Source organism: Methylobacterium sp. NMS14P, assembly GCF_028583545.1.
In the GTDB taxonomy this organism is placed as follows: domain Bacteria; phylum Pseudomonadota; class Alphaproteobacteria; order Rhizobiales; family Beijerinckiaceae; genus Methylobacterium.
In genome coordinates this window covers 5,650,478-5,670,951 of sequence record NZ_CP087106.1, presented here as the reverse complement: position 1 = coordinate 5,670,951, position 20,474 = coordinate 5,650,478, and the positions used below count along the sequence as shown (strand labels likewise).

General features: G+C 71.0%; 29 protein-coding genes. 13 read left to right on the top strand and 16 right to left on the bottom strand.

Translation table 11 applies throughout. The features are described from left to right. Window positions 1-5: 5 nt before the first annotated feature. Together LOK46_RS27055 and LOK46_RS27050 are read right to left on the bottom strand one after the other, a co-directional pair. Window positions 6-458: a cache domain-containing protein gene (locus LOK46_RS27055; RefSeq protein ID WP_273561410.1), complete on the bottom strand. Its 453-nt coding sequence runs from the start codon at window positions 456-458 to the stop codon at window positions 6-8. 175 nt (window positions 459-633) lie between these two features. Next, window positions 634-948: a hypothetical protein gene (locus LOK46_RS27050; protein WP_273561409.1), complete on the bottom strand. Its 315-nt coding sequence runs from the start codon at window positions 946-948 to the stop codon at window positions 634-636. Window positions 949-1,145: 197 nt separating this feature from the next. Here LOK46_RS27050 and LOK46_RS27045 point away from each other — a divergent pair, with 197 nt between their 5' ends. From LOK46_RS27045 to LOK46_RS27030, 4 genes are all read left to right on the top strand, one after another. Next, window positions 1,146-1,994, top strand: a complete 849-nt coding sequence (locus tag LOK46_RS27045; protein ID WP_273561408.1) for a type 1 glutamine amidotransferase — start codon at window positions 1,146-1,148, stop codon at window positions 1,992-1,994. A 97-nt stretch (window positions 1,995-2,091) separates the two neighbouring features. Next, window positions 2,092-3,621 (top strand): phytoene desaturase family protein, encoded by a 1,530-nt coding sequence (locus LOK46_RS27040; RefSeq protein WP_273561407.1) that lies wholly within the window; start codon window positions 2,092-2,094, stop codon window positions 3,619-3,621. A 95-nt stretch (window positions 3,622-3,716) separates the two neighbouring features. Further along, window positions 3,717-4,475: a lysophospholipid acyltransferase family protein gene (locus LOK46_RS27035; RefSeq protein WP_273561406.1), complete on the top strand. Its 759-nt coding sequence runs from the start codon at window positions 3,717-3,719 to the stop codon at window positions 4,473-4,475. 67 nt (window positions 4,476-4,542) lie between these two features. Beyond that, complete coding sequence (locus LOK46_RS27030; RefSeq protein ID WP_273561405.1) at window positions 4,543-5,679, top strand: glycosyltransferase; 1,137 nt, start codon at window positions 4,543-4,545, stop codon at window positions 5,677-5,679. Window positions 5,680-5,725: 46 nt separating this feature from the next. Here the strand turns inward: LOK46_RS27030 and LOK46_RS27025 are convergent, their stop codons facing one another. Beyond that, on the bottom strand, window positions 5,726-6,337 hold the full coding sequence (locus LOK46_RS27025; protein WP_273561404.1) for a hypothetical protein: 612 nt from the start codon (window positions 6,335-6,337) through the stop codon (window positions 5,726-5,728). Between the two features lie 372 nt (window positions 6,338-6,709). Here LOK46_RS27025 and LOK46_RS27020 point away from each other — a divergent pair, with 372 nt between their 5' ends. Then, window positions 6,710-7,327, top strand: coding sequence for a DapH/DapD/GlmU-related protein (locus tag LOK46_RS27020; RefSeq protein WP_273561403.1), 618 nt, complete (start codon window positions 6,710-6,712; stop codon window positions 7,325-7,327). On the opposite strand, the gene cutA is transcribed toward LOK46_RS27020, so the two are convergent. Further along, on the bottom strand, window positions 7,315-7,668 hold the full coding sequence (gene cutA / locus LOK46_RS27015) for a divalent-cation tolerance protein CutA (protein WP_273561402.1): 354 nt from the start codon (window positions 7,666-7,668) through the stop codon (window positions 7,315-7,317). The genes LOK46_RS27020 and cutA overlap by 13 nt on opposite strands. Window positions 7,669-7,811: 143 nt before the next feature. Between cutA and LOK46_RS27010 the strand changes: the two genes are divergently transcribed. Both LOK46_RS27010 and LOK46_RS27005 read left to right on the top strand, forming a co-directional pair. Continuing rightward, complete coding sequence (locus LOK46_RS27010; protein WP_273561401.1) at window positions 7,812-8,579, top strand: NAD kinase; 768 nt, start codon at window positions 7,812-7,814, stop codon at window positions 8,577-8,579. Window positions 8,580-8,581: 2 nt separating this feature from the next. Then, window positions 8,582-9,064: a GNAT family N-acetyltransferase gene (locus LOK46_RS27005; protein ID WP_443192913.1), complete on the top strand. Its 483-nt coding sequence runs from the start codon at window positions 8,582-8,584 to the stop codon at window positions 9,062-9,064. Between the two features lie 10 nt (window positions 9,065-9,074). Here the strand turns inward: LOK46_RS27005 and LOK46_RS27000 are convergent, their stop codons facing one another. The 6 genes from LOK46_RS27000 to LOK46_RS26975 all read right to left on the bottom strand — a co-directional run bounded on the left by LOK46_RS27000 (window position 9,075) and on the right by LOK46_RS26975 (window position 12,343). Continuing rightward, window positions 9,075-9,275 (bottom strand): hypothetical protein, encoded by a 201-nt coding sequence (locus LOK46_RS27000; protein ID WP_273561399.1) that lies wholly within the window; start codon window positions 9,273-9,275, stop codon window positions 9,075-9,077. Between the two features lie 36 nt (window positions 9,276-9,311). Then, a complete protein-coding gene (locus tag LOK46_RS26995; protein WP_273561398.1) occupies window positions 9,312-9,680 on the bottom strand; it encodes a DUF6481 family protein in 369 nt (122 codons plus the stop codon). Window positions 9,681-9,804: 124 nt separating this feature from the next. Next, window positions 9,805-10,014 carry a cold-shock protein gene (locus LOK46_RS26990; RefSeq protein ID WP_020090869.1) on the bottom strand — a complete coding sequence of 70 codons (210 nt, stop codon included), beginning with the start codon at window positions 10,012-10,014 and terminating at the stop codon, window positions 9,805-9,807. Between the two features lie 371 nt (window positions 10,015-10,385). Beyond that, window positions 10,386-11,525 carry a beta-ketoacyl-ACP synthase gene (locus LOK46_RS26985; RefSeq protein ID WP_273561397.1) on the bottom strand — a complete coding sequence of 380 codons (1,140 nt, stop codon included), beginning with the start codon at window positions 11,523-11,525 and terminating at the stop codon, window positions 10,386-10,388. Between the two features lie 7 nt (window positions 11,526-11,532). After that, complete coding sequence (locus LOK46_RS26980) at window positions 11,533-12,012, bottom strand: 3-hydroxyacyl-ACP dehydratase FabZ family protein (protein WP_012321926.1); 480 nt, start codon at window positions 12,010-12,012, stop codon at window positions 11,533-11,535. Window positions 12,013-12,034: 22 nt separating this feature from the next. Continuing rightward, window positions 12,035-12,343 (bottom strand): acyl carrier protein, encoded by a 309-nt coding sequence (locus LOK46_RS26975; RefSeq protein ID WP_010683687.1) that lies wholly within the window; start codon window positions 12,341-12,343, stop codon window positions 12,035-12,037. A gap of 301 nt (window positions 12,344-12,644) precedes the next feature. Here LOK46_RS26975 and LOK46_RS26970 point away from each other — a divergent pair, with 301 nt between their 5' ends. Continuing rightward, entirely contained in the window at window positions 12,645-13,763 is a 1,119-nt protein-coding gene (locus tag LOK46_RS26970) for an AI-2E family transporter (protein WP_273561396.1), read from the top strand. A 13-nt stretch (window positions 13,764-13,776) separates the two neighbouring features. Here LOK46_RS26970 and LOK46_RS26965 read toward each other — a convergent pair whose 3' ends face one another. Further along, the gene (locus LOK46_RS26965; RefSeq protein WP_273561395.1) at window positions 13,777-14,280 is read right to left on the bottom strand and encodes a thermonuclease family protein; all 504 of its coding nucleotides are present in this window, start codon (window positions 14,278-14,280) and stop codon (window positions 13,777-13,779) included. 211 nt (window positions 14,281-14,491) lie between these two features. On the opposite strand from LOK46_RS26965, the gene LOK46_RS26960 reads away from it, so the two are divergent. Next, window positions 14,492-14,785, top strand: a complete 294-nt coding sequence (locus LOK46_RS26960; protein ID WP_273561394.1) for a hypothetical protein — start codon at window positions 14,492-14,494, stop codon at window positions 14,783-14,785. A 27-nt stretch (window positions 14,786-14,812) separates the two neighbouring features. Here LOK46_RS26960 and LOK46_RS26955 read toward each other — a convergent pair whose 3' ends face one another. Beyond that, window positions 14,813-15,493 carry a L,D-transpeptidase gene (locus tag LOK46_RS26955; protein ID WP_020090876.1) on the bottom strand — a complete coding sequence of 227 codons (681 nt, stop codon included), beginning with the start codon at window positions 15,491-15,493 and terminating at the stop codon, window positions 14,813-14,815. A 171-nt stretch (window positions 15,494-15,664) separates the two neighbouring features. Here LOK46_RS26955 and LOK46_RS26950 point away from each other — a divergent pair, with 171 nt between their 5' ends. Next, complete coding sequence (locus LOK46_RS26950) at window positions 15,665-16,105, top strand: VOC family protein (RefSeq protein WP_273561393.1); 441 nt, start codon at window positions 15,665-15,667, stop codon at window positions 16,103-16,105. Here the strand turns inward: LOK46_RS26950 and LOK46_RS26945 are convergent, their stop codons facing one another. Beyond that, window positions 16,106-16,549 (bottom strand): cyclic nucleotide-binding domain-containing protein, encoded by a 444-nt coding sequence (locus LOK46_RS26945; RefSeq protein WP_273561392.1) that lies wholly within the window; start codon window positions 16,547-16,549, stop codon window positions 16,106-16,108. It abuts the gene before it with no gap. A gap of 61 nt (window positions 16,550-16,610) precedes the next feature. On the opposite strand from LOK46_RS26945, the gene LOK46_RS26940 reads away from it, so the two are divergent. Beyond that, window positions 16,611-17,444 (top strand): electron transporter, encoded by an 834-nt coding sequence (locus LOK46_RS26940; protein WP_273561391.1) that lies wholly within the window; start codon window positions 16,611-16,613, stop codon window positions 17,442-17,444. A gap of 16 nt (window positions 17,445-17,460) precedes the next feature. On the opposite strand, the gene LOK46_RS26935 is transcribed toward LOK46_RS26940, so the two are convergent. Next, a complete protein-coding gene (locus tag LOK46_RS26935) occupies window positions 17,461-17,667 on the bottom strand; it encodes a hypothetical protein (RefSeq protein WP_273561390.1) in 207 nt (68 codons plus the stop codon). A gap of 240 nt (window positions 17,668-17,907) precedes the next feature. Between LOK46_RS26935 and LOK46_RS26930 the strand changes: the two genes are divergently transcribed. Continuing rightward, complete coding sequence (locus tag LOK46_RS26930) at window positions 17,908-18,096, top strand: general stress protein (RefSeq protein ID WP_010683678.1); 189 nt, start codon at window positions 17,908-17,910, stop codon at window positions 18,094-18,096. Window positions 18,097-18,263: 167 nt separating this feature from the next. Here LOK46_RS26930 and LOK46_RS26925 read toward each other — a convergent pair whose 3' ends face one another. Beyond that, window positions 18,264-18,527: a hypothetical protein gene (locus tag LOK46_RS26925; RefSeq protein WP_273561389.1), complete on the bottom strand. Its 264-nt coding sequence runs from the start codon at window positions 18,525-18,527 to the stop codon at window positions 18,264-18,266. A gap of 545 nt (window positions 18,528-19,072) precedes the next feature. Further along, window positions 19,073-19,876 carry a response regulator gene (locus LOK46_RS26920; RefSeq protein WP_012321915.1) on the bottom strand — a complete coding sequence of 268 codons (804 nt, stop codon included), beginning with the start codon at window positions 19,874-19,876 and terminating at the stop codon, window positions 19,073-19,075. Between the two features lie 174 nt (window positions 19,877-20,050). Between LOK46_RS26920 and LOK46_RS26915 the strand changes: the two genes are divergently transcribed. Next, window positions 20,051-20,389 carry a NepR family anti-sigma factor gene (locus LOK46_RS26915; RefSeq protein WP_273561388.1) on the top strand — a complete coding sequence of 113 codons (339 nt, stop codon included), beginning with the start codon at window positions 20,051-20,053 and terminating at the stop codon, window positions 20,387-20,389. Window positions 20,390-20,474 lie beyond the last annotated feature (85 nt).

Here is a 20,474-nt window from a genome sequence, read left to right as displayed (position 1 = left end):
CAGCGCTACTCCACGTAGACGCCGGCACCGACGAGCGCCTCCGCGCCCGCCACGCGCGTCGCGCAGACGTAGCTCCATTTCACGCTCGGCGCCGACTGGCCGGGTTTCGGGAACATGTAGTCGACCCAGCCGGACCCGAACCGCGTGACGGCGTCGATGAAGTCCTGATGGAACTGCTTCCCGTCGGCGTCGCGCTCGCGGAGCAGGTCGTGCCCCTCGCGGTTCGGGTGGGCGGCGTTGAAGAGGACGATCCCCCGCAGATCGACGACGAACAGGTAGACGTCCCCGTATCGCCAGGCGCTTCCCCTGCGCCGGAACGCCTCGAACGCCCGCACGCCCTCGGTTTCCAGCATGTCGGCTGCCCTGTTGACGAGGGCTTCGATCTCGGCCGCTTGGTGCAGCGGCGGGGGTGCTCGCCGGGCGGTGGCCGGAATGGCCGCCTCCAGCACGATCAGCACGACCCAGATCAGCAGGGCTCTCGACAGGCCGGCGCACCACTGCGCCGCCGGAACCCGAGGATCTCCCTGCCTCGCGCGACAGGGCCCGCCGCGCGAGACCCGTCCGATCGCGAGCGCGACGGCCGGAGCGCGCAGGATCGGACGCCCAACCAAGATGCGCCTAGGCGAGATGGCCCTAGGAGTGCGCCTCGATGCCATGGCCCGCGTGCCCACCGCGCTGCCGGAGGAAGACCAGCCAGTTCCGCTTCTGCGGCGGGGGTGGAGTCGCGGGCGGGCCGACCGCGTTGGGCAGGGCCTGGAACGTCAGGCGCCTGCGGTGGCGCTCGATGATGCGGTCGAGGTTCCGCAGCGCCGCGAGGCCCTGGTTCGCCATCATGCGGTGCCCCTCGCAGGCACCTCTCTGGCCCAGGTCGTGAACGATGTCCTCCGCGTGAGCGAGGATGTCCCGGGCTTCCGCGCAGTAGAGCTCCACCTCTGCGAGATCTGGCATCTTGTCCTCCGCGATGATCGCTCCTCGGAGTCCGACACGGCAGGGATAAACCCGGCACGGCGGCGCGCATCACCCGTTTGGAGGAGCCGCCTCCGCTCGCGGAGCCTGCCTCCCGCGACGATCCGCGCCGTTCCTGCGACGCGGTGCGCACCGACATAGAGGCGCTTCCGCTACGGCCGCGCTCCCCGGAATCCCGCATGCTCCGCCTGCTCATCGCCGACGGCAACGATCGCGCCGCCCGCGACCGCCACGTCGCGGCCACCGGACGAACCTCGGCCGAATCCTACGCGGCGGTGGTGCGGGACCTCGCGCCGGGTTCCGTCTGCCAGCACGTCAACGCCGCCGACGCCGACGCGGCGCTGCCGGCAGACCTCACGGAGTTCGACGGGCTGATCTTCACCGGTTCGACCCTCAAGGTCTCGGAGGGTACGCCGGCCGTGATCCGGCAGCTCGACCTGATGCGCGTGGCCTTCGAGGCCGGGCGCGCGGTCTTCGGCTCGTGCTGGGGTGTGCAGGTCGCCGCCACGGTGGCGGGCGGCCACGCCGCCGCCAACCCGCGCGGGCCGGAATACGGTTTCGCGCGGGCGATCACCCCGACCGAGGAGGGCCGGACCCATCCTCTGCTGGCCGGCCGCCCGGGAACCTGGGATGCCCCGGCGATCCACTCCGACGCCGTCCTGGAGCCGCCTCCGGGCGCCCGCGTTCTCGCCGGCAACCGCCTGCTCGGCATTCAGGCCATCGAGATCCGCCAGGAGCGCGGCTGGTTCTGGGGAACGCAGTATCATCCCGAGCTCGACCTCGACGAACTGGCCGCGATGCTGCGCCTCTGCGACACCGCGATCGTCGCGGCGGGCCTCGCCGAGAGTCCGCGGGCCGTGGCAGCCTACGCCGACGAGATCGCGGCGCTCCAGGGCAGCGACCCGGAGGCCGGGCGCCGCCTCGCCTGGCGTCACGGCATCGGGCCCGAGGTGCTGGAGGCCGGTCTCCGCCGCCGGGAGATCGGCAACTTCCTGGCGCGCCTGTCCACAGGCGAGCGCCACCGGTAGGCTGCCGCGACCGGGTGGCGCGTTGACCCGCCCGACCCCAGGTCTAGCTTCGCTCTGCGGGCCACACCTTCTTTGGCCCGGGGAGCCAGCCAGCAGGATGAGCCAGGATTCCACGGTCGCCGTCATCGGCAGCGGGCTCGGCGGACTCGCGGCCGCGTGCGTCGCCGCCGCGCGGGGCCACCGCGTGACGGTCTACGACAAGAACGGCTGGCTCGGCGGCAAGGCGGCGGTGCTCCACGAGGGCGGCTTCCGCTTCGACATGGGCCCGACCATCCTGACCGTGCCCCGGGTGCTGGAGCGGATCTTCGCGGAGGCCGGCCGCTCGGTCCACGACTACATGGACCTGCGCCGCCTCGACCCGCAGTGGCGCTGCTTCTTCGACGACGGAACCCACATCGACCTGATGCAGGACGTCGAGCGGATGGCCGGCGACATGGAACGCTTCGCCCCCGGCACCGGCGAGGGCTACAAGAAATTCCTCTCGATCTCCGAGCATCTGCACGGCGTTTCAGAGAAATTCTTCTTCTGGAAGCCCGTCGAGGACCTGTTCGACACGATCAACATCCGCGCCAACATGAACCCGGGCACGCTGCGCGACGTGCTGTCCCTGCGCATGCACGCCTCGGTGGCCTCGACGATCCGCGGCAAGGTCAAGGATGCCCGGCTCGCGCAGATGCTCGACCACTTCGTGCAGTATGTCGGCTCCTCGCCCTACGGTGCGCCTGCGGTGCTCTGCGCCATCGCCCACATGCAGACGGCCGACGGCGTCTGGTACCCGATGGGCGGCACCCGCGCCGTCGCCGAAGGACTGGCGAAGCTCGCCCAGGAGCTCGGCGCCACCTGCAAGACCGACACCGAGGTGACCGGGATCGAGACCGCCAACGGCGCAGTCCGGGGCGTGCGAACGGCCGCGGGCGTCACGCCCTACGACGCGGTGATCTCCAACATGGACTCGGTGCGCACCTACCGCGAGCTCGTGGGCGGCGAGGCCGCCAAGGCCTACGCCAAGAAGAACCCCGAACCGGCCTGCTCGGGCGTGGTGCTCTATCTCGGCCTGAACAAGCGCTACGAGCACCTGAACCACCACGATTTCGTCTTCTCCCGCGACCCGGAGGAGGAGTTCGACTACATCTACAGCAAGGGCGAGCCGGCCCCGGACCCGACCGCCTACCTGGCGGCCCCCTCCTCCACCGATCCGAGCGTGGCGCCCGAGGGCGGCGAGGCGCTCTACGTCCTCGTGCACACGCCGTATCTGCGGCCGCACCACGACTGGCGCCCGGACGGGCCGCTGTTCCAGAACTACCGCCGGACGATCCTCGACAAGCTGAAGCGGACCGCCGGCATGCCAGATCTGGAGGAGCGCATCGTCGTCGAGCGCCACCTCACGCCGCAGGACATCCACGAGCGCTACAAGGTCCTCAACGGCGCGATCTACGGCCTCGCCTCGCACGGGCGTGTGATGGGGGCGTTCAAGCCCGGTAACCGCTCGCGGCAGGTGCGCGGCCTCTACCTCGCGGGCGGCGCCGCCCATCCGGGGCCCGGCATGCCGATGGTGATGATGTCGGGCTGGATCGCCGCCGACGCGCACGACCAGGATGCCCGCGGCGCCCTGCGCGCCTCGGCGTGACCGCGACGCCGCCATCTCCACCCTCCGGTGCGGGGGGCGGGAGAGGCAAGCGCGGCGCCCCCCTGCCCCCGGTCTCGCCCCGGATCCGCGCCTTCATGGTGGCGTGGTTCGAGCGCTACCTGCACCGCCACCTCGACGCCCTGCGACTGCCCCTCTGGAGCACACCGCCTGACGCGAGCCATCCCGGCGCGATCGTGGTCTACTGCAACCATCCGGCGTGGTGGGATGCCGCGCTGATCATCGTGCTGGCCGGCCGGCTCTATCCGGAGCGGGCGAGCCGCGCGCCGTTCGACGCCGCGATGCTGGCACGCTACCGCATCTTCGAGCGGATCGGCGCCTTCGGCGTCGACCTCGACAGCCCGCGCGGGGCGGCGCAGTTCCTGGCCGCCGCCCGGTCGATCCTGGGAGCGCCCGACGGCATGCTCTGGATCACCGCGCAGGGCCGCTTCGCCGATGCCCGTGCGCGGCCTCTGTCCCTGCGTCCCGGGGTGGCGCGGCTCGCCGAGATCGCCCCGGACGCGCTCTTCGTCCCGCTCGCCGTCGAGTACACCTTCTGGGACGAGCGCGGCGCGGGGGCTTTCGCGGCCTTCGGGCCGGGGATTGCCGGATCCGAACTCGCGGCGCTCCCGCGCGAGCAGCGGCTCGCGCGCCTGGAAGCCGATCTGACCCGGACCCTCGACCGCCTGAGCGCCGACGTGATCAGCCGGGAACCTGGACGCTTCCGCACCCTGCTCTCCGGCCGGAAGGGTGTCGGCGGCCTCTACGACTTGTGGCGGCGTGTCGCGGCGCGGCTCTCCGGGCGCCGGTTCGACCCGGCGCACCGCGCTGCGGGTGGACAGGATCGCGTCGGATGAGACCTTCCGCTCGCGCCCGGCCCCGTGCGATGCCTTATCGCGGCGCGACACCCTTCCGGCGCGGATGATGACCGACTCGATCCTCACGGCTCTGGCCCTGCTCTGCTTGGTCGCCGCTCTCCTGCCGGCCGCGCTGGCGGCGGTGAATCTCGCGGTCCTGCGCCGCCCCGTGGCGGAGACCGGAACGGGCCTCGTCTCGATCCTGATCCCGGCGCGCAACGAGGCCGGCAACATCGACGCCACCGTGCGGGCGGCGCTCGCCAGCGTCGCGGTCCCGGTGGAGGTGATCGTCGGCGACGACCATTCCACCGACGCGACCGCCGAGATCGTTCGGGCCGTCGGCGACCCGCGTCTGCGTCTCGTCCCGGTGCCGCCCCTGCCCGAGGGCTGGACGGGCAAGAACCACGCCTGCTGCCACATGGCCGGGATCGCCCGCGGCGAACACCTGCTGTTCATCGACGCCGATGTGCGCCTCGAGGCCGGGGCGGCCGCCGCCCTCGCGGCGCAGGCCCGCCACACCGGCGCGGCCCTCGTCAGCGGCGTGCCCCGGCAGCGGACCGACACAGTCGGCGAGATGCTGACGGTGCCGATGATCGACTTCCTGCTCCTCGGCTTCCTGCCCGTGCCGCTGATGCGCCGGCTGTCGGACCCGTCGCTCGGCGCGGCCTGCGGTCAGTTGATCCTGATCGAGCGGGGCGCCTACGCGGCCACTGGCGGCCACGGCGCGATCCGCACCTCCCTGCACGACGGGGTCCGCCTGCCCCGGCTGCTACGGGCCGCGGGCTACCGGACGGATCTCGTGGCCGCCGCCGCGCTGGCCACCTGCCGCATGTACGACGGCTTCGCCCAGGCCTGGGCCGGCTTCTCCAAGAACGCCCACGAGGGCATGGCCACGCCCCGCGCCCTTCCGGTCTGGACCCTTCTCCTCGGCTGCGGTCAGGTCCTGCCGCCGATCCTCGTCCTGGCCGGGCTGCTCGGGCTGCTGCCGGCCTCCGCCCTGACCCCGTCCGCACTGGCTCTCGGCCTGTCCCTGGCGACCCGGACGGCCGTCACCGTGGCGGTCCGGGCCCCGTGGGCGACGATCCCGATCCATCCGGCGGCGGTCGCGGTGGCCCTGGCGATACAGTGGAACGTGCTTCTGCGCCGCGAACGGGCCGGCGCGGCGACCTGGAAGGGCCGCAGCTACCCGGTGAGCGGCGGCTGACCCGCGCGGGCCGGCGGAACTGAGGACGCCGACCCGCGCCCGGGGCTCACGGCTGGGACGGCTGGCACGGATCGGTGGAGCGGGCCTTTCCGGTCTGCGGCTTCAGCGAGACGATGAGCTGCACATTCGGCACATCGCCGACTTGCCGGGTCAGGTGTCCGACATGGCCCTCAGGCCCCTGCGGCGTCGATCCCTTGTCGGCGTTGAATTCCACCTCGCCGGGCCCCTGCTCCAGCACCGACCCGTCCGTGGCCTCCACGGACCAGCGGCCCGACAGGGTGATCACCCATTGGGGACCCGGCGCCGTGTGCCACGTGCCGACATAGCCGACCGGCAGAACCGCGTACTTGATCGACGTCACCTCACCCGGCGGAAAGCCGACGTATTGCGGCGCAGCCGGGGGCGCGTAGCTCTTGAAAATGAAGTTCTTCAGGTCGCAATACTGGACGTGGCTGTGGCCTTTGTCGTCGGCATAGAGGACACCGTATCGCAGGGCGGGCGGGTCGGCCGATGCGAGGCCGGCCGGACCGGACGGCGCCGGCGCGATGGTCATCAGCGGCTCGCTCTTCGGCGCCCCGGCCGCCTGAGCCCCCAACGCGCCCGCGACCGACGCGAGCAGGGCCAGCTCGACCCGCCCTGCACACCTGAACCATCCCATGATTTTCCCTCCGCGTCGCTTCGTGTGCGGCGAACGCACAGGTATCATCTAGTTCTGCGCCCCCGACAAATTCAACGGACTTCATCATTATTCTGTTTAGCACTTTCAGTCGAGAGCACGATATCAGATGCTATACTACAGACAATTACGAAAGCATTTCTCAGAAATATCCAGCTCGATCATCAAGATCACGACACCGCTCGCCGGTGAGCCATCGAGACGCCCGCACCGGCGACGCGCCGCGCTTGTCCACAGGCGTCTGGCTCCCTGTCCGGCGGACTGCCAGAGTCGGTGGATACGGCGGGGACGGGAAGCGGTGCGGCTCGTCCCTCGCACGCGAACCGCGGGCGACAGCATTCGATCGGAGCGCAGATGAAGCCGACAGACGCCGAGATCGGAGCCTACATCGCCGGCTATCCCGTCTCATGGCTCGCGGCCCTCGACCGCGCGCCCTGGGCCCTTACGGAAGAGGCGGCCGACCTGATCGGCGCGCGCCTCGCGAGTCTCGATCCGGAATACCGGGTCGCCGACGGCGTCGCCGTGCATCGGCGCGCCGTCGTCGAGGCGGGGGCCACCGTGAAGGCGCCGGCGATCATCGGCCCGGAATGCCGCGTGGCAGCGGGCTCCTATCTCCGGGGCGGCTGCTGGCTAGAGGCGGGCTGCACCGTCGGCCCCGGCTCCGAACTCAAATCCGCGTTCCTGTTCGCCGGCGCCGCGGTCGCGCATTTCAACTTCGTCGGCGACAGCCTGCTCGGCGCGGGCGTGAACCTGGAGGCCGGCGCCGTCATCGCCAATCACCGCAACGAGGCGCCGGAGACCCGCATCGTCCTCACGCTGGCGGGGCGGCGCATCGAGACCGGCGCGCGGAAGTTCGGCGCCCTCGTCGGAGACGGGGTCCGGGTCGGTGCCAACGCGGTGATCGCCCCCGGCGCCGCGCTTCCGCGCGGGACGGTCGTGCCGCGGCTCGGTCTGGTGGATCAGTCCGTCTGAGTCCCGGCGCCCGCCGGCCCGCAGGGCAGCGTCTCCGCCAGGATCCAGGCGGCTGTGTCGGCGTCCGCCCCGGCGACCGGAAGATGCAGGATGATCGGCGTATCGTAGGGATGACGCGCCTTCAGCGCGACCGCCAGCGCGTCGGCCAGACCCTCCCGGCTCTTGAGGATGGCGGCGACCTCCGCACCGCGCTCCACCGCGCCCTTCCAGCTGTAGACGGACTGCATGCCCGGAAGCACGTTGATGCAGGCGATGAGACGCTCGCGGACCAGGGCCTCGCCGATGTTCAGCGCCGAGGCGAGGTCGGGAAAGGTGGTGTAGACGAGGAGCGGACGCTCCATGCTATGCCTCCGTTAGCGCGTGTGCTCGCGGAGTGAGGCGCATGCCGGGCAAGGACGTCAACCGGGCGGTTCGCTCGTCAGACTGGAGCCGTGACGTGAACCCTGAGGCGATCCCGACGCGCCTGCGCGGCTGCGCCTGATCCATGCCGCGCTTCCAGAAGATCGCCTTCGTGGCGAGCCCGACCGGCCATGCCCGCGAGGCCGCGGCAGCCCTGATGCGGCGCTACGACCACGTCTCGCCCGAGGAGGCCGACGTCGTCGTCGCCCTCGGCGGTGACGGCCTGATGCTTCAGGTGCTGCACCGCTTCATGGACCACCCGAAGCCGATCTACGGGATGAACCGCGGCACGGTCGGCTTCCTGATGAACGAGTTCCGCGACGACGATCTCCTCGAGCACCTGGAGAACGCCCAGCGCAGCGTCATCCACCCGCTGGTGATGGACGTGCTCGACACGGAGGGCCGCTCCCATCGGGCGCGAGCGATCAACGAGGTGTACCTGCTGCGCCAGACGCACCAGACCGCCAAGCTGAAGATCGCCGTCGACGGCAATGTCCGGCTCGACCTGCTGATCGCCGACGGTGTGCTCGTCGCCACCGCGGCGGGCTCGACGGCCTACAACCTGTCGGTCGGGGGCCCGATCCTGCCGCTCGACGCCAAGCTGCTGGCGCTGACACCGATCTCGGCGTTCCGCCCCCGGCGCTGGCGCGGCGCACTCCTGCCGGACTACGCCCGAATCCGGATCGACGTGCTCGACGCGCCCCACCGTCCCGTGGCGGCGGTCGCCGACCACACCGAGTTCCGCCGGGTCTGCACGGTGGAGACCTCCCTCGACCGCGCCACCGAGCTCGTGCTGCTGCACGATCCCGGTCACAGCCTCGACGAGCGCATCCTGCGGGAGCAATTCGGGTGAGCCTGCACATCAGGGCCGCGCAGGCGGCCGACCACGCGGCCATCACCCGCATCATCGTGCCGACCATCCGGGCCGGCGAGACCTACGCGCTGGACCGCGACCTCGGCGAGGCCGCGGCACTCGCGTACTGGACCGGCACGGACCGCGAGACCTTCGTGGCCGAGGACTCGGGGACGGTGCTCGGCACGTACTATCTGCGCGCGAACCAAGCGGGCGGGGGCGCCCACGTCGCCAATTGCGGCTTCATGACCGGAGCGGCCGCCCTGGGCCGCGGAGTCGCCCGGGCCATGTGCGCGCACGCCCTCGATCGGGCGCGGGCGCGGGGCTTCGCGGCGATGCAGTTCAACTTCGTGGTGAGCACCAACGTCCGGGCCGTCCGCCTGTGGGAGGGCCTCGGCTTCGACGTGGTCGGCCGGTTACCGGGCGCCTTCCGGCACCCGGCCCTCGGGCCGGTCGACGCGCTGGTGATGTTCCGGACGCTCTGAGGCGCCCGGATCAGGGCTGCGGGGCCGCGACGAGGTCGCCCTCGCGGATCGCCCGCTCGCCGGTCTTCGTGCGGATCCGGTAGCTCGGCTCGCCGGTCTGATCCTCCGGCATGAGCCGCAGGATCTCGAACACCTCGCCCTCGCCCGTCTCGCCCGGGATTCCCGATCGGGGCCGGCAGACGCGCTCGCCGATCTTGAACTTGTGGGACATGCCGGGCTCCTGGACGGATATCGCTGCAGTCGCGCCTCAGCGCTTCTTCTGAGCCTTCGCCTTGCGGGCGAGATAGCGCGCGTCGCGCTGGGCCTTCTGCTCGGCCTGCAGGGCCTTGGCGCGCTCCTGGGCGGCCAGTTGCTCGGCGTGCTTGCGCTCGATCTCGGCGAGGCGTTCGGCCTCGGCCAGGGCGGCGGCGCGCTCGATCTCGGCCTGACGCTGCGCGGCGCGTTCGGCCGCACGGGCCTCGCGGGCATCGACCACCGCGCGGCGGGCGGACTGGCGGGCGAGGACGGACGGGTCATCGGCGGACGGGCGCGCCCTGAAGCGGGCCAGCATCTCGGATCGCGCCTTGGCGGCGGTCTCCAGGCGATCGGCGACACCCTGCTTGTTCAAAAAGCTCACAGACACTCCTGGATCGGGTGCGGCGGATGCCGCCACCCGCAGAGGGGAAGGTAGAGACACGACAGTAGATACGAAGAAGCCGCTCCCAGAGGAGCGGCTTCCGGAGAAACGCTGAGGACGGCGATCAAGCCGTCTGGAGCTGACCGGCGGACTGCTTGCCGCTGCGACGGTCGGTCTCCAGCTCGTACGTGACCTTCTGGCCCTCGTTCAGGCCGCGCAGGCCGGCGCGCTCGACGGCCGAGATGTGGACGAACACGTCCTTGCCGCCGTCATCCGGCTGGATGAAGCCGTAGCCCTTGGTCTCGTTGAACCACTTGACGGTTCCGGTGCTCATGGAAGTCCTTGATCTTCGCAGGCATAGTGAGAGATGGCACCCGCTCGAACGAGTGGGCGCCGGCATCGACCGATAGCGATAGGAAAGTCAGAACCGCCCTGCGAAGGCGTAACGGTCCAAGATATCCGGACACGTGCCGATGCGGTAGAAGTAGACCGCCGGGGGTTCTTTGGCAAGCGCAGGGAAATATTTCCCTCGGCAGACGCCGCAGCGATGCGGGAGATGATGTTCGCAAATTCCGGTTGAGCAGCGCCAGAACGGTCGCTTGAACAACGGCATAAGGGGTTTCAATGCGGCGCGGCCGCGCTAAACCTGTGCTGCCGACCGGACGATCGGACGCGGCCGACGCGCACCCCGGGAGGCAGGTTCGCTCAGGCCGCGACAAGGCGCAGGACACCCTCGCCGCGCCGGTGGCCGACAGCGGTCACGGCGACCTCGCGGGCGCGGCCCTCGGCGACGAGGGCGGCGGCGAGGGCCGCCCCGAACGGCGCCGCCACCTCGAGCCCGTGCCCGATCACGTCCCCGAGGGCCCGCAGGGGCGCGCCCGGTGCGAGCTGTGCCAGCGTCGCGCGCTCCTCCGCGGTGATCGGGGCGACGCCGGTGGCGCCGGACAGGACGTGGTCGGGGTCCGAGAGGCCGGCCTTTCGCCAGAGGGTCTCGAGGCTGCCGGCGACGCTGCCCGGCGCGCGCCGGGTCCGGTCGCTCGCCACCGGCTCCAGCCGCGCCAGGGCGCGGGCGCCGCGGGCGGCCGCGTGCGCGGCGGATTCGAGCATCAGGAAGGCCGCGCAGCTTCCGAGGATGAACCCGCCTGCCTCGCCACCCGCCTCGCCCCGTGCGAAGACCGGACGGTAGGCGTCGCGGGCGAGGTAGCCGCCCATCTCGTGGATCACCAGCACGTCCGGCCGCTCGGCGCTGTAGGAGCCGCCGACCAGGATCGCGTCGATCTGGCCCGACGCCACCCGCGCCTGGGCGATCCGCAGGGCGTCGACCCCGGCGGATTCCTCGCCCATGAACGTGCGCGAGGCGCCCGTCACCCCGTGCACGATGGCGATGTTGCCGGCGAGCAGGTTCGAGAGCTGGGCGAGGAACAGCGTCGGGCGGAGATCGTTCTGGAGCCGCTCGTTCAGGTAGGCGCCCGGGTCCGCGGCGTCGCGCAGGCCGGTCAGGATCGCTCCGTCCGCCGCGTAGTCGCGCTCACCGCCGCCCGCGGCCACGACGAGGTGAAGCGCCTGCTTGAAGGCGGCGTCGTCCTTCACGCCCGCTTCGTCGAGGGCGAGGCCGGCGGCGTAGACGCCGAGCCGCTGCCACGCCTCCATCTGCCGCTGGTCGCTGCGCTTGGGAATCTGACCGTCCCACACGATCGCTGGGGCCGGATGGACCGGATAGGGCGCGAAGGTCTCGCTGTCGGTGCGCGGGGCCGCCTCCCCGGCGAGGGCGGCCAGGTGAGCGTCGACGCCCTCGCCCGCGCAGGAGACGAGGCCGAGGCCGGTGACGACGACGGGGCGGCTCATGGCAGACTCAGGGCTCGCGTTCGGCCGGTGCCGAATCGGGAAACAGGCCGATCGTCCGCGCCCGCTCGCGCATCGGCGCGTCGAGGCCGTCCGGGAACGGCATGGTGCGGAAGCGGAGTTCCGCGTCGCACAGCGCCTTGCCGTCGTGGCTGATCGCAGCCTTGGTCACCGCGTAGCCCGAGCCGTCATGCTCGAGGGTCGCCGTGACGAGGAGGTCCGCGCCGGGCCCGACGAAAGACCGGAAGCGCGCTTTGTCGACCCCGGTGAGGAACGGCATTCGGGCGAAGTCGAGATGGGCGAGCACGAGGTACCCGGAGGCCTGGGCCATCGTCTCGGTCAGGAGCACGCCCGGCACGAGGGGATGACCGGGAAAGTGGCCCTCGAAGACCGGGCTCGCCATCGGCACCCGGGCGAGCGCCTCGATGCGGCCGGCGGCCCTGTCGAGGAGCCGCACGGAGTCGATCATCTCGAAATATTCGAGGCGCATGATGGGTCGGATCGGCCTTGGTTCAGACCTTGGCGGCCTTCTCGGCCACGAGGCCGTCGATGCGCGCGCACAGGTTCTTGAGGACGAAGTACTCCTCGGCCGGGACCTTGCCCTCGTTGACCTCCTGGGTCCACCGCTCGAGCGGCAGCTTGATCCCGAAGGCCTTGTCCACCGCGAAGGCGATGTCGAGGAAGGCGAGGCTGTCGATACCGAGGTCGTCGATGGCGTGACTCTCGGGCGTGATCTTGTCCCGCGGGATGTCGGCGGTCTCGGCTATGATGTCGGCCACGCGCTCGAAGGTGGCGCTGCCGTGGGCGGGCTCGTCGGACATGTAATCTCGCGGGCTGTTCGAGTTCCGGATCGGTCGTGCGGGAGCCCCCTCGCCGCCCGGGCGGCCCGGCGCAAGCGCCTCGCGCGGCCGCCCTACGCGTGGACGGGCCCTGGAACGCGGCCCGGTCGAATGGCGGCGACCTCTACACGAGGGTGTCAGAAGCGGCAACCGCGGCGCTTCCCCGGCGTTTCAGCGCCTGTCCACAGGCGTGCGCCGCCGGGTGCGGGGACGCGCGTACGCTCCGGACGCGCCGGCCCTAGCTTGACGGCGAGACGAGGCGCGTCCTCAGGAGACCAGACGGATGCCACCGATCACCAAGCCCGCCGCTCCGCCGGCGCGCGTCGAGACGCCGCCCCTGCCGCCGCAGGAGCGCGCGCGCTCCCAGGGAGCGGCCCGGGTCCTGCTGGTCCTGACCCTGACGGCGCTCGGCCTCTGGATCCTGCACGAGTTCCTGCCGGCGCTCGCCTGGGCGGTGGTCCTGGCGATCGCCCTCTGGCCGGTCTACCAGCGGCTCGAGCACCGTTTCCCGCCGGGCAAGCACAACATCCTCCTGCCCACGCTGATGACCGCGGCCGTGGCGCTGGTCTTCCTGGCGCCGCTCGCGATCCTCGGCATCCAGGCCGCCCGCGAGGCCCACGACGTGGCCGAGTTCGTTCGGAACGCCGAGGCGAACGGGGTGCCGGCGCCGGAATTCCTGCAGCACCTGCCCTACGGCGCCGCGCAGGCGACCGCGTGGTGGAACGACAATCTCGGCCACGCGCAGGCGGGCTCCGATCTGCTGCGCCGGTTCGAGAACCACTCGGTGCTCGGGGCCTCCCGCAATGTCGGCCGCGAGGTGCTGCACCGCATCGTCCTGTTCGGCTTCAGCCTCGTGGCGCTGTTCTTCCTGTTCCGCGACTGGCGGACGGTGCGGGACCAGTCGCTCACCGCCTGCCACCGGCTGTTCGGGCCGCGCGGCGAGCGCGTCGCCCGCCAGATGGTGGCCTCGGTGCACGGCACGGTCGACGGGCTGGTGCTGGTCGGCCTCGGCGAGGGCTTCGTGCTCGGGATCGTCTACCACTTCGCGGGCGTGCCCCACCCGGTCCTGCTCGGCGCCTTCACGGCGGTCGCGGCGATGATCCCGTTCGGCGCCGCCGTGGCCATCGCGATCGCGGCGCTCCTCCTGGTGGCGGCCGGGTCGGTGAAAGCGGCTCTCGTGGTGGCGGCGGCGGGCTTCGTCGTGACCTTCGTGGCCGACCACTTCATCCGCCCGGCGCTGATCGGCGGCACGACCAAGCTGCCCTTCCTGTGGGTGCTCCTCGGCATCCTCGGCGGCGTCGAGACCTTCGGGCTCCTCGGCCTGTTCCTCGGGCCGGCCGTGATGGCCGCCCTGGTCCTGCTCTGGCGGGAATTCACCGAGGGACAGGACGCGACGGCCTGAGCCGCCGGAGCGGCTAGTCGGCCGCGCTCGTGCCGGCCGCGGCCTCGACTCGGCGCCGGTCCTGGCGCCAGTCGGCCGGCTTCTCGAAGGTGCCGGCCCAGATGCCGCGGCGGGTCGCCCAGGCGTGGCCCTCCTGGCGGATATAGGGAGCCGTCACTTGACGGTTGGCCAGCGCCAGCCCCTGCCCGACCATCCAGGCGGACAGGTCCTCGCCGTGGACGTGGCAGATCCCGGTGACGCGACCGGGCACGCCGCCCTCCCGCCGCTCGCACGTGACCGCGCCGCTGCCGATCCGCGCGCGCAGGGCCTGCGCGGCCTCGCTGCCGCAGCGATACTCCTGGCCATTGGCGGTTTCGCAGCGCTGCGCGGTCTCGGGAGCGTCGATACCGTAGAGGTTGATACGCGTACCCTGCACCTCGATCGTGTCACCGTCGATCACGGTCGCGGGGCCGCTGACCGTCCCGGCCGCGGCCGCGGGGCCGCAGAGGAGGAGCAGGGCGAGCATCGGTCTGATCATAGTGGGAATGTCCACGCGCGTGGCGAGTAAGCTGGTGACGGGGGCGTCGAGGCCGCGACGGTGCCCGGCCAATGTGGCGAATTTGCCGGGCGACCGAATCGGCCTCGCGAGCGCGATGCCGAGTTTCGACCGCCGTGGTTGCCAAAGCGTTCCGCCCGCCTGGGCCAAGCTTGGCAACGGAACGACGGCCCGGAGCCGCTCGTTATGAAACATGACCTTTCTCAAGACCCTGCTGGCCAGCTTGGCCCTGTGCGCGGCGCTCCTCGTCTGGGCCGGTTTCGCGATCGGCCCGGAACGGCCGACCGACAGGACCGGACCGGGCCTGACCACCGCCGCGGTGCTGGCCAGCGACGGCATGGCGCCGGACGGTCGACCGGGCGAGCCGGCCGCGGCCCTCGGCGGCCCGGATCGGGGCGATCTGGATCGAGCGGCTCTGGACCGCCTCGCCAAGCGGGTTTCCGGCGAGGTCCGCGATGCGTCCGCCGCGGGGACGCCGGCCGGCTGACCGGCCAGGAATCCGCGCCCCGTCCGATCAGGTCCGGTACTTGCCGTTGCGCTTGATGAGGACGCGGGTGCCTACCGGCACGCGCTCGTACAGGTCGGCGATATCCTCGTTCAGCATCCGGACGCAGCCCGACGACATCTGCTCGCCGATGCTCCAGGGCTCGTTGGTACCGTGGATGCGGAACAGGATGTCGCGGTTGCCCTGGTAGAGGTAGAGGGCGCGCGCGCCGAGGGGGTTGTCGAGGCCGCCCTTGCGGGTGCGCGGCAGGTCGGGATGCAGCGAGACCATCGTGACGGTCGGGCTCCAGTCCGGCCATACGCCCTTGCGCCCGACCCGTGCCTCGCCCTTCCACGAGAAGCCGGCCTTGCCGACACCGACACCGTATTGCATCGCCGTGCCGTCGGCCTGGACGAGGACGAGCTGACGCTTGTCGATGTCGACCACGATCGTCCCGGGCTGCTCGGGGCCGTTGTAGCTCACCTGCTGGCGGCGGTACTTCGGATCGAGGCGCTGGGTATCGACAAGCGGAATGTCGAAGGGCTTGTCGGGCTTGCTGCCGACGTACCACGCCGCCTCGTCGTCCTGGGCGACCTGGACCGGACGGGTCTGGCAGGCCGCGAGGGGCGCGATCGCCACGACGGCGAGGAGGATTCGCGAGAGAACGATCCGGCGCAGGCGGCTCCAGGCCGAGGGAAGCGTGGCGATCATAGGTCCTGTCGTGCGGGATACGGTCGTCGCGCCATGCCTACCGTCTCCGCGCCGGTGACGATGTAGCTTTTCCGCCGCAGCGAGCCGCGCGCGGGCCGCTCCCACGGCCACGGTTGTGCCCTAATTCTGAATCGCAGAGGCGCTCTATTGCGCCCGGCGCGGAGGTCAACGATGCCCGAGACCGAAACTCTTCCGACCGAGGCGACAGTCGCTGCCGATGTCCCGCTCAGCCCGGCGATCCACCTCGATCACTGCGTGATCCACGTCAGCGACTGGGCGCGCTCCAACGCGTTCTACCGGGACGTGGTGGGTGCCGAGATCATCGAGCGCGGCCCCGGCTTCGCCTACCGGTTCGGCGGCGTCCAGCTCAACTGCCACGGCCCGGGCGTCGAGGCCGTGCCCGTGGCAGCGACACCTGTCCAGCCGGGCAACAGCGACCTGTGCTTCCGCTGGTCGGGCGCGATCGAGACCGCGATCGCGCATCTCGAGGCCGCCGGGGTCCCGGTGGAACTCGGCCCGGTCGAGCGGCACGGCGCCGCGGGCACCGGGATCAGCGTCTACTTCCGGGATCCGGACGGCTCGCTCCTGGAGTTCATCACCTACGCGGTATGATCAGCTCCGGCTCTCGGCCAGCGCCTGATTGGTCTGCTCCAGCCGCAGCGCCAGCACGCGCATCAGGGCGATGCTGATCTGTGGAAACTGTGCCAGGAGTTCCAGGAACACGCCGCGGTCGATGCGCAGCGCGGTCACCGCGGATTGCGCCGTCACAGTGGCGGAGCGGGGCTGCTCGGCCAGGATGCCCATCTCGCCGACGAGGGCGTCCTGGCCGAGCAGCGCCAGCCGCACCGGCCCGGCCGGACCGTCGATGCTGACATCCGCCGTGCCCGAGAGGATCACGTAGGCCGCATCCGCGACGTCGCCGCGGGCGAAGAAGCGCTGCCCCGGCTCGAAATGCACCCGCTCGCTGGTGAAGGCGAGAAGCTTCAGGCGCGCCGGCTCCACCTCGCGGAAGAGCGGCACCTGCTTCAGGGAGGAAACCTCGGTGTCGAGGGTCATTCGGGGGCTCCGCGACGGGTCTCACGCCCAGGACGGCGGGGCCGGACGGGCCCGCTTATCCATGCGGTTCGTCAGGCACTTGTCCAGCCCCGCGCCTGACGCAACCTGTCGGTGTGGTCTGGGCGCCCTGCTGGCGCTGGGCCTCGGTCTGGCGCCGGGACCGGCCGCGGCCCGCCTCGTCCAGGCCGACCTCGCCCGCGTCGCGGTCGCGCCGCCTCCAGGTGCTCAGGCCCCGCTCGACCTCGCCGTCACCGACGCGCGCACCGACCGGCCGACCACTCTGGGGCAGGCGCTGGGAGGCCGCGCGGCCCTGCTGCTGCCGGTGGATTACACCTGCGGGAATGTCTGCGACCCGATGCTGTCCCTATCGGCGGACGCCCTGGCAGCCACGGGCCTGCCGTCCGACGACTACGCCCTCGTGCTCGTCGGGATCGACCCGCGCGACGACGCCGCGGCCGCGCGCCGCATGCTGGCGGAGACCCTCGGGGACCGGGCGAAGTCGGTCCGACCCCGGGCGCTCATCGTGTCGGACGGCGCGCTCGCGCGCCTTACCGGTGCGCTGGGCTACAAGGCGGTCTACGATGCCGGGACCGACAGCTTCGCGCATCCCGCAGCGGCGCTTCTTCTCGCCGCCGACGGCCGGGTGGCCCGGGTGCTGTCGCCCCTCGCGCTGACCGGGCGTGACCTCCGCCTCGCCCTGACCGAGGCCGGCGAGGGCCGGGTCGGCAGCATCACCGACCGGCTCACCCTGCTCTGCTACGGCTACGATGCCGCACGCGGTGTCTACACGCCGCTCATCCAGCGGATCCTGACGGTGGCCGGGATCGTCACGATCCTGGCGATCGCCCTTCTCGTCGCGGGCCTGACGCGCCTCACGCGCGGGCGTGAGACCTGAGACCTTCTCGCCCGACTCAGCGCTTCGTCGAGAGGCCCTGGCCGCCGGGAGGGGGCGCGTCGCGCTTGAGACTGGCATTCAGGTGCGGCGAATCCGTCGGCTCCTCGCGGGTGGTCGGCGTGGCGGAGTCCTCCGGCGCGGGCATCGGCGGCAGCGGTGGCGTGTTCGGCTGCGTCACCGGGTCGTTCGGAACGGTACCCTTGACCATGTTGCGGTTCGTCATACGCGAAAACCCTTCTCTCGTGCCGCGCGGCGGCGCCGTCCGCCCGGAACAAGTCGCCGGGCTCCCGGGCCAACCGGAGCGAACGCGGACCTCTACCAAGGTCGAATGTCGACCAACGCGGGACACAAGTCCGGGTTGCTGCCAAGCTTAGCTGGCGGAAGCTTGAGCAGGTCTCGGGATAGGAACCTTGGTTATTGCTGAAGGTTGTTGCGGGGTGAAGCGAAGCCTGAGGAGGAACTGATGGCATCCGGAAATTCGACCTCGAAGCGGGGCTTTGCCTCGATGGATCTGGAGCGGCAGCGCGAGATCGCCAGCAAGGGCGGCCGCAGCGTGCCGGCCGAGAAGCGTTCCTTCTCGCAGGATCGCGAGCTCGCCTCGTCCGCCGGCCGCAAGGGCGGGCAGTCAACGGGGACCGGCCGGGCCGAGTGAGGCCGCTGCCGAACCGCACTGCGTAGCGGCGCCGCGTCCCCAGGGGACCGGCGCCGTTTTCGATTCAGGCCAACGGTCGGGAACTTCGATCCAGCACCGTTCACACAGCCAAAAGGCCCCGCCGAGACGGCGGGGCCTTTTGGCTGTGTGGTCCTCGTCGGCGCCGATCAGGAGATGCAGCGGCCGGGGGTCATGCGGCGCGCCTCGGGGCCGACCAGTGAACTCAGGGACGCCTCGCACCCCTCGCGCATCCGTCGCGGCGGCTGCCGCAGGATTGGCTTGATCTCGAGATCCTGGGCCTCGCCCGCGACGGGCGCGTTCCGGCTCTCGAGCCGCTGCACGCCCGCCACCCGCGTCGGGCTGATCGACAGGGAGGCGGGACGCATTCCCGGCAGCGGCGCCTGGATCGCCTGAGCCGTGGGGACCGGCATCGTCCAGCGATCCGCCGTGTCGCGAACGACCGGCTGGATCAGAACGGTGAGAAGAGCGGCAGGAGCACTCACGCCCAGAATGAAACCAGACCGCAGCATCGCCCCGACCTCATCGCGAGAGCTTGACAGGATGTTTCTACAACGCGCCCTGCAATCGCAGGTTCCTAGACTGTGCCGCGTCTACGCAACCTGAGTATTCGAACGCGGCTCGGCCGTTGGTGCGGCGGCGCACGCCCGCTATCCACAGACCCGGTCCGTTGCATAAAAATCACTCGCTACGAAAAAGCGACCGTTCTGGAACCTCCTGCGCCGGCACTCGTTCTCTGTGCACCCGGCCACCTGGTCCTCCCCGCATTCCCCTTGTGCATCGGCCGGAACCTTCGCGACGGGCTGGAGCCTTCTCCGGCCCGTTTTTTTGCGTGCGATCGGGCAGAGGTGGCGGGCAGGCAACAAAAAACCCCGGCGCAAGCCGGGGTTTTTTGTTGCCACCACTCTCCGTCTCGGGCGGCCCGGGCGAAACCCTGGCGCGACCCTCCGGGCCGGGCTCAGGCCGTCTTGGCTTCGCGCCGACGGGCGGTCTGCTGGAAGAACAGCGCCTGGCTGATCACCGCCGAGACGTTGGCGGGCTGGAACGGCTTGGCGATGAGGAAGGCCGGCTCCGGCCGCTCACCGGTCAGGAAGCGCTCCGGATAGGCGGTGATGAAGATCACCGGCACCTCGAAGGACTTCAGGAGGTCGTTCACCGCGTCGAGGCCGGAGGAGCCGTCGGCGAGCTGAATGTCGGCCAGGATCAGGCCGGGGCGCTTGCCCTCGCCGGCGATCTTGATCGCCTCGGTGCGGGTGCGGGCGACGCCGATGACGTTGTGCCCGAGACCCTCGACCAGCGCCTCCAGATCCATCGCGATCAGGGGCTCGTCCTCGATGATGAGGATCTCGGTCGCCATGTCGGCGGCGAGTTCGCGGCCAGCCTCGTCCACGAGATCGCGAACCTCGGACACGTCGACGCCCAGGATGATCGCCGCATCCTCCTCGGAGAAGCCCTCGAGGCAGGAGAGCAGGAAGGCTTGGCGGGGCAGCGGCGTGATCTGGCCGAGGCGGACCTCCGCCGGCAGGTCGTGCTGGACCTGCTCACTGCGGCCGTTGACCGAGAGCGAGTTCCAGATCCGCGTGAACACGCGGAAGAGGTCGGCCTTGATGTTGGTGCTGCGACCGAGCGTGTCCGGCTCGTTGACGAGGGTCTCCAGGGTGGCGGCGACGTACGCGTCACCCGCCACTTGGCTACCCGTGAGCGCGCGCGCGTAGCGGCGCAGGTACGGCAGGTGCTGTACCACGAGTTGCGATGTCGACATTCGATCCCCTGTGCCTCGCCGTGTTGCCCGGCCGCGAGCGCCTCGATCCGTTATCGAGGGCCTGCCGGGGCCGGCTTTCTGTCCTGCGCAGCCTACCGCCCAACGCGGAGGCCCGCACTCCGTTCCACCCCCCGGCGGAACCGATGCCGGCGCGCAGGCGTTGCCGCCGCAGCCATGGCGTATGTCGAGCCGCAGCACAATGCGGCCGTGCCGACTTCGGCAACAAGGGGCGTGTTGATGGTGGACCAGGGGAAGGAGGCAGGTCTTCGCGCGCGCGATCCGCACGCCGAGATTGCTTCGGATCGCTCATCGGCGCCTGAGAACAGCCCCGTCGACGCAGCTGTTTCCGACCAGCCCGACCGCGCCAGGAGCAGGAACGGCCTGAGTGATCAGACTCGCAATCGCATCGCCGCGCAATTGCGCGCGATGTACGACACGGTCACACAGCAACCGGTCCCTGACCGCTTCGCCGAGCTGATCGCGCGACTCGACGGCGCCGACCGCAAGGCCTGAGTCGTCGTCGAATATTCCGACGTCGATCCAGTCAATCCTCGGCCCACCCCTCACTTTGCCTCACGCGAGCGTGGCGATCGAACCG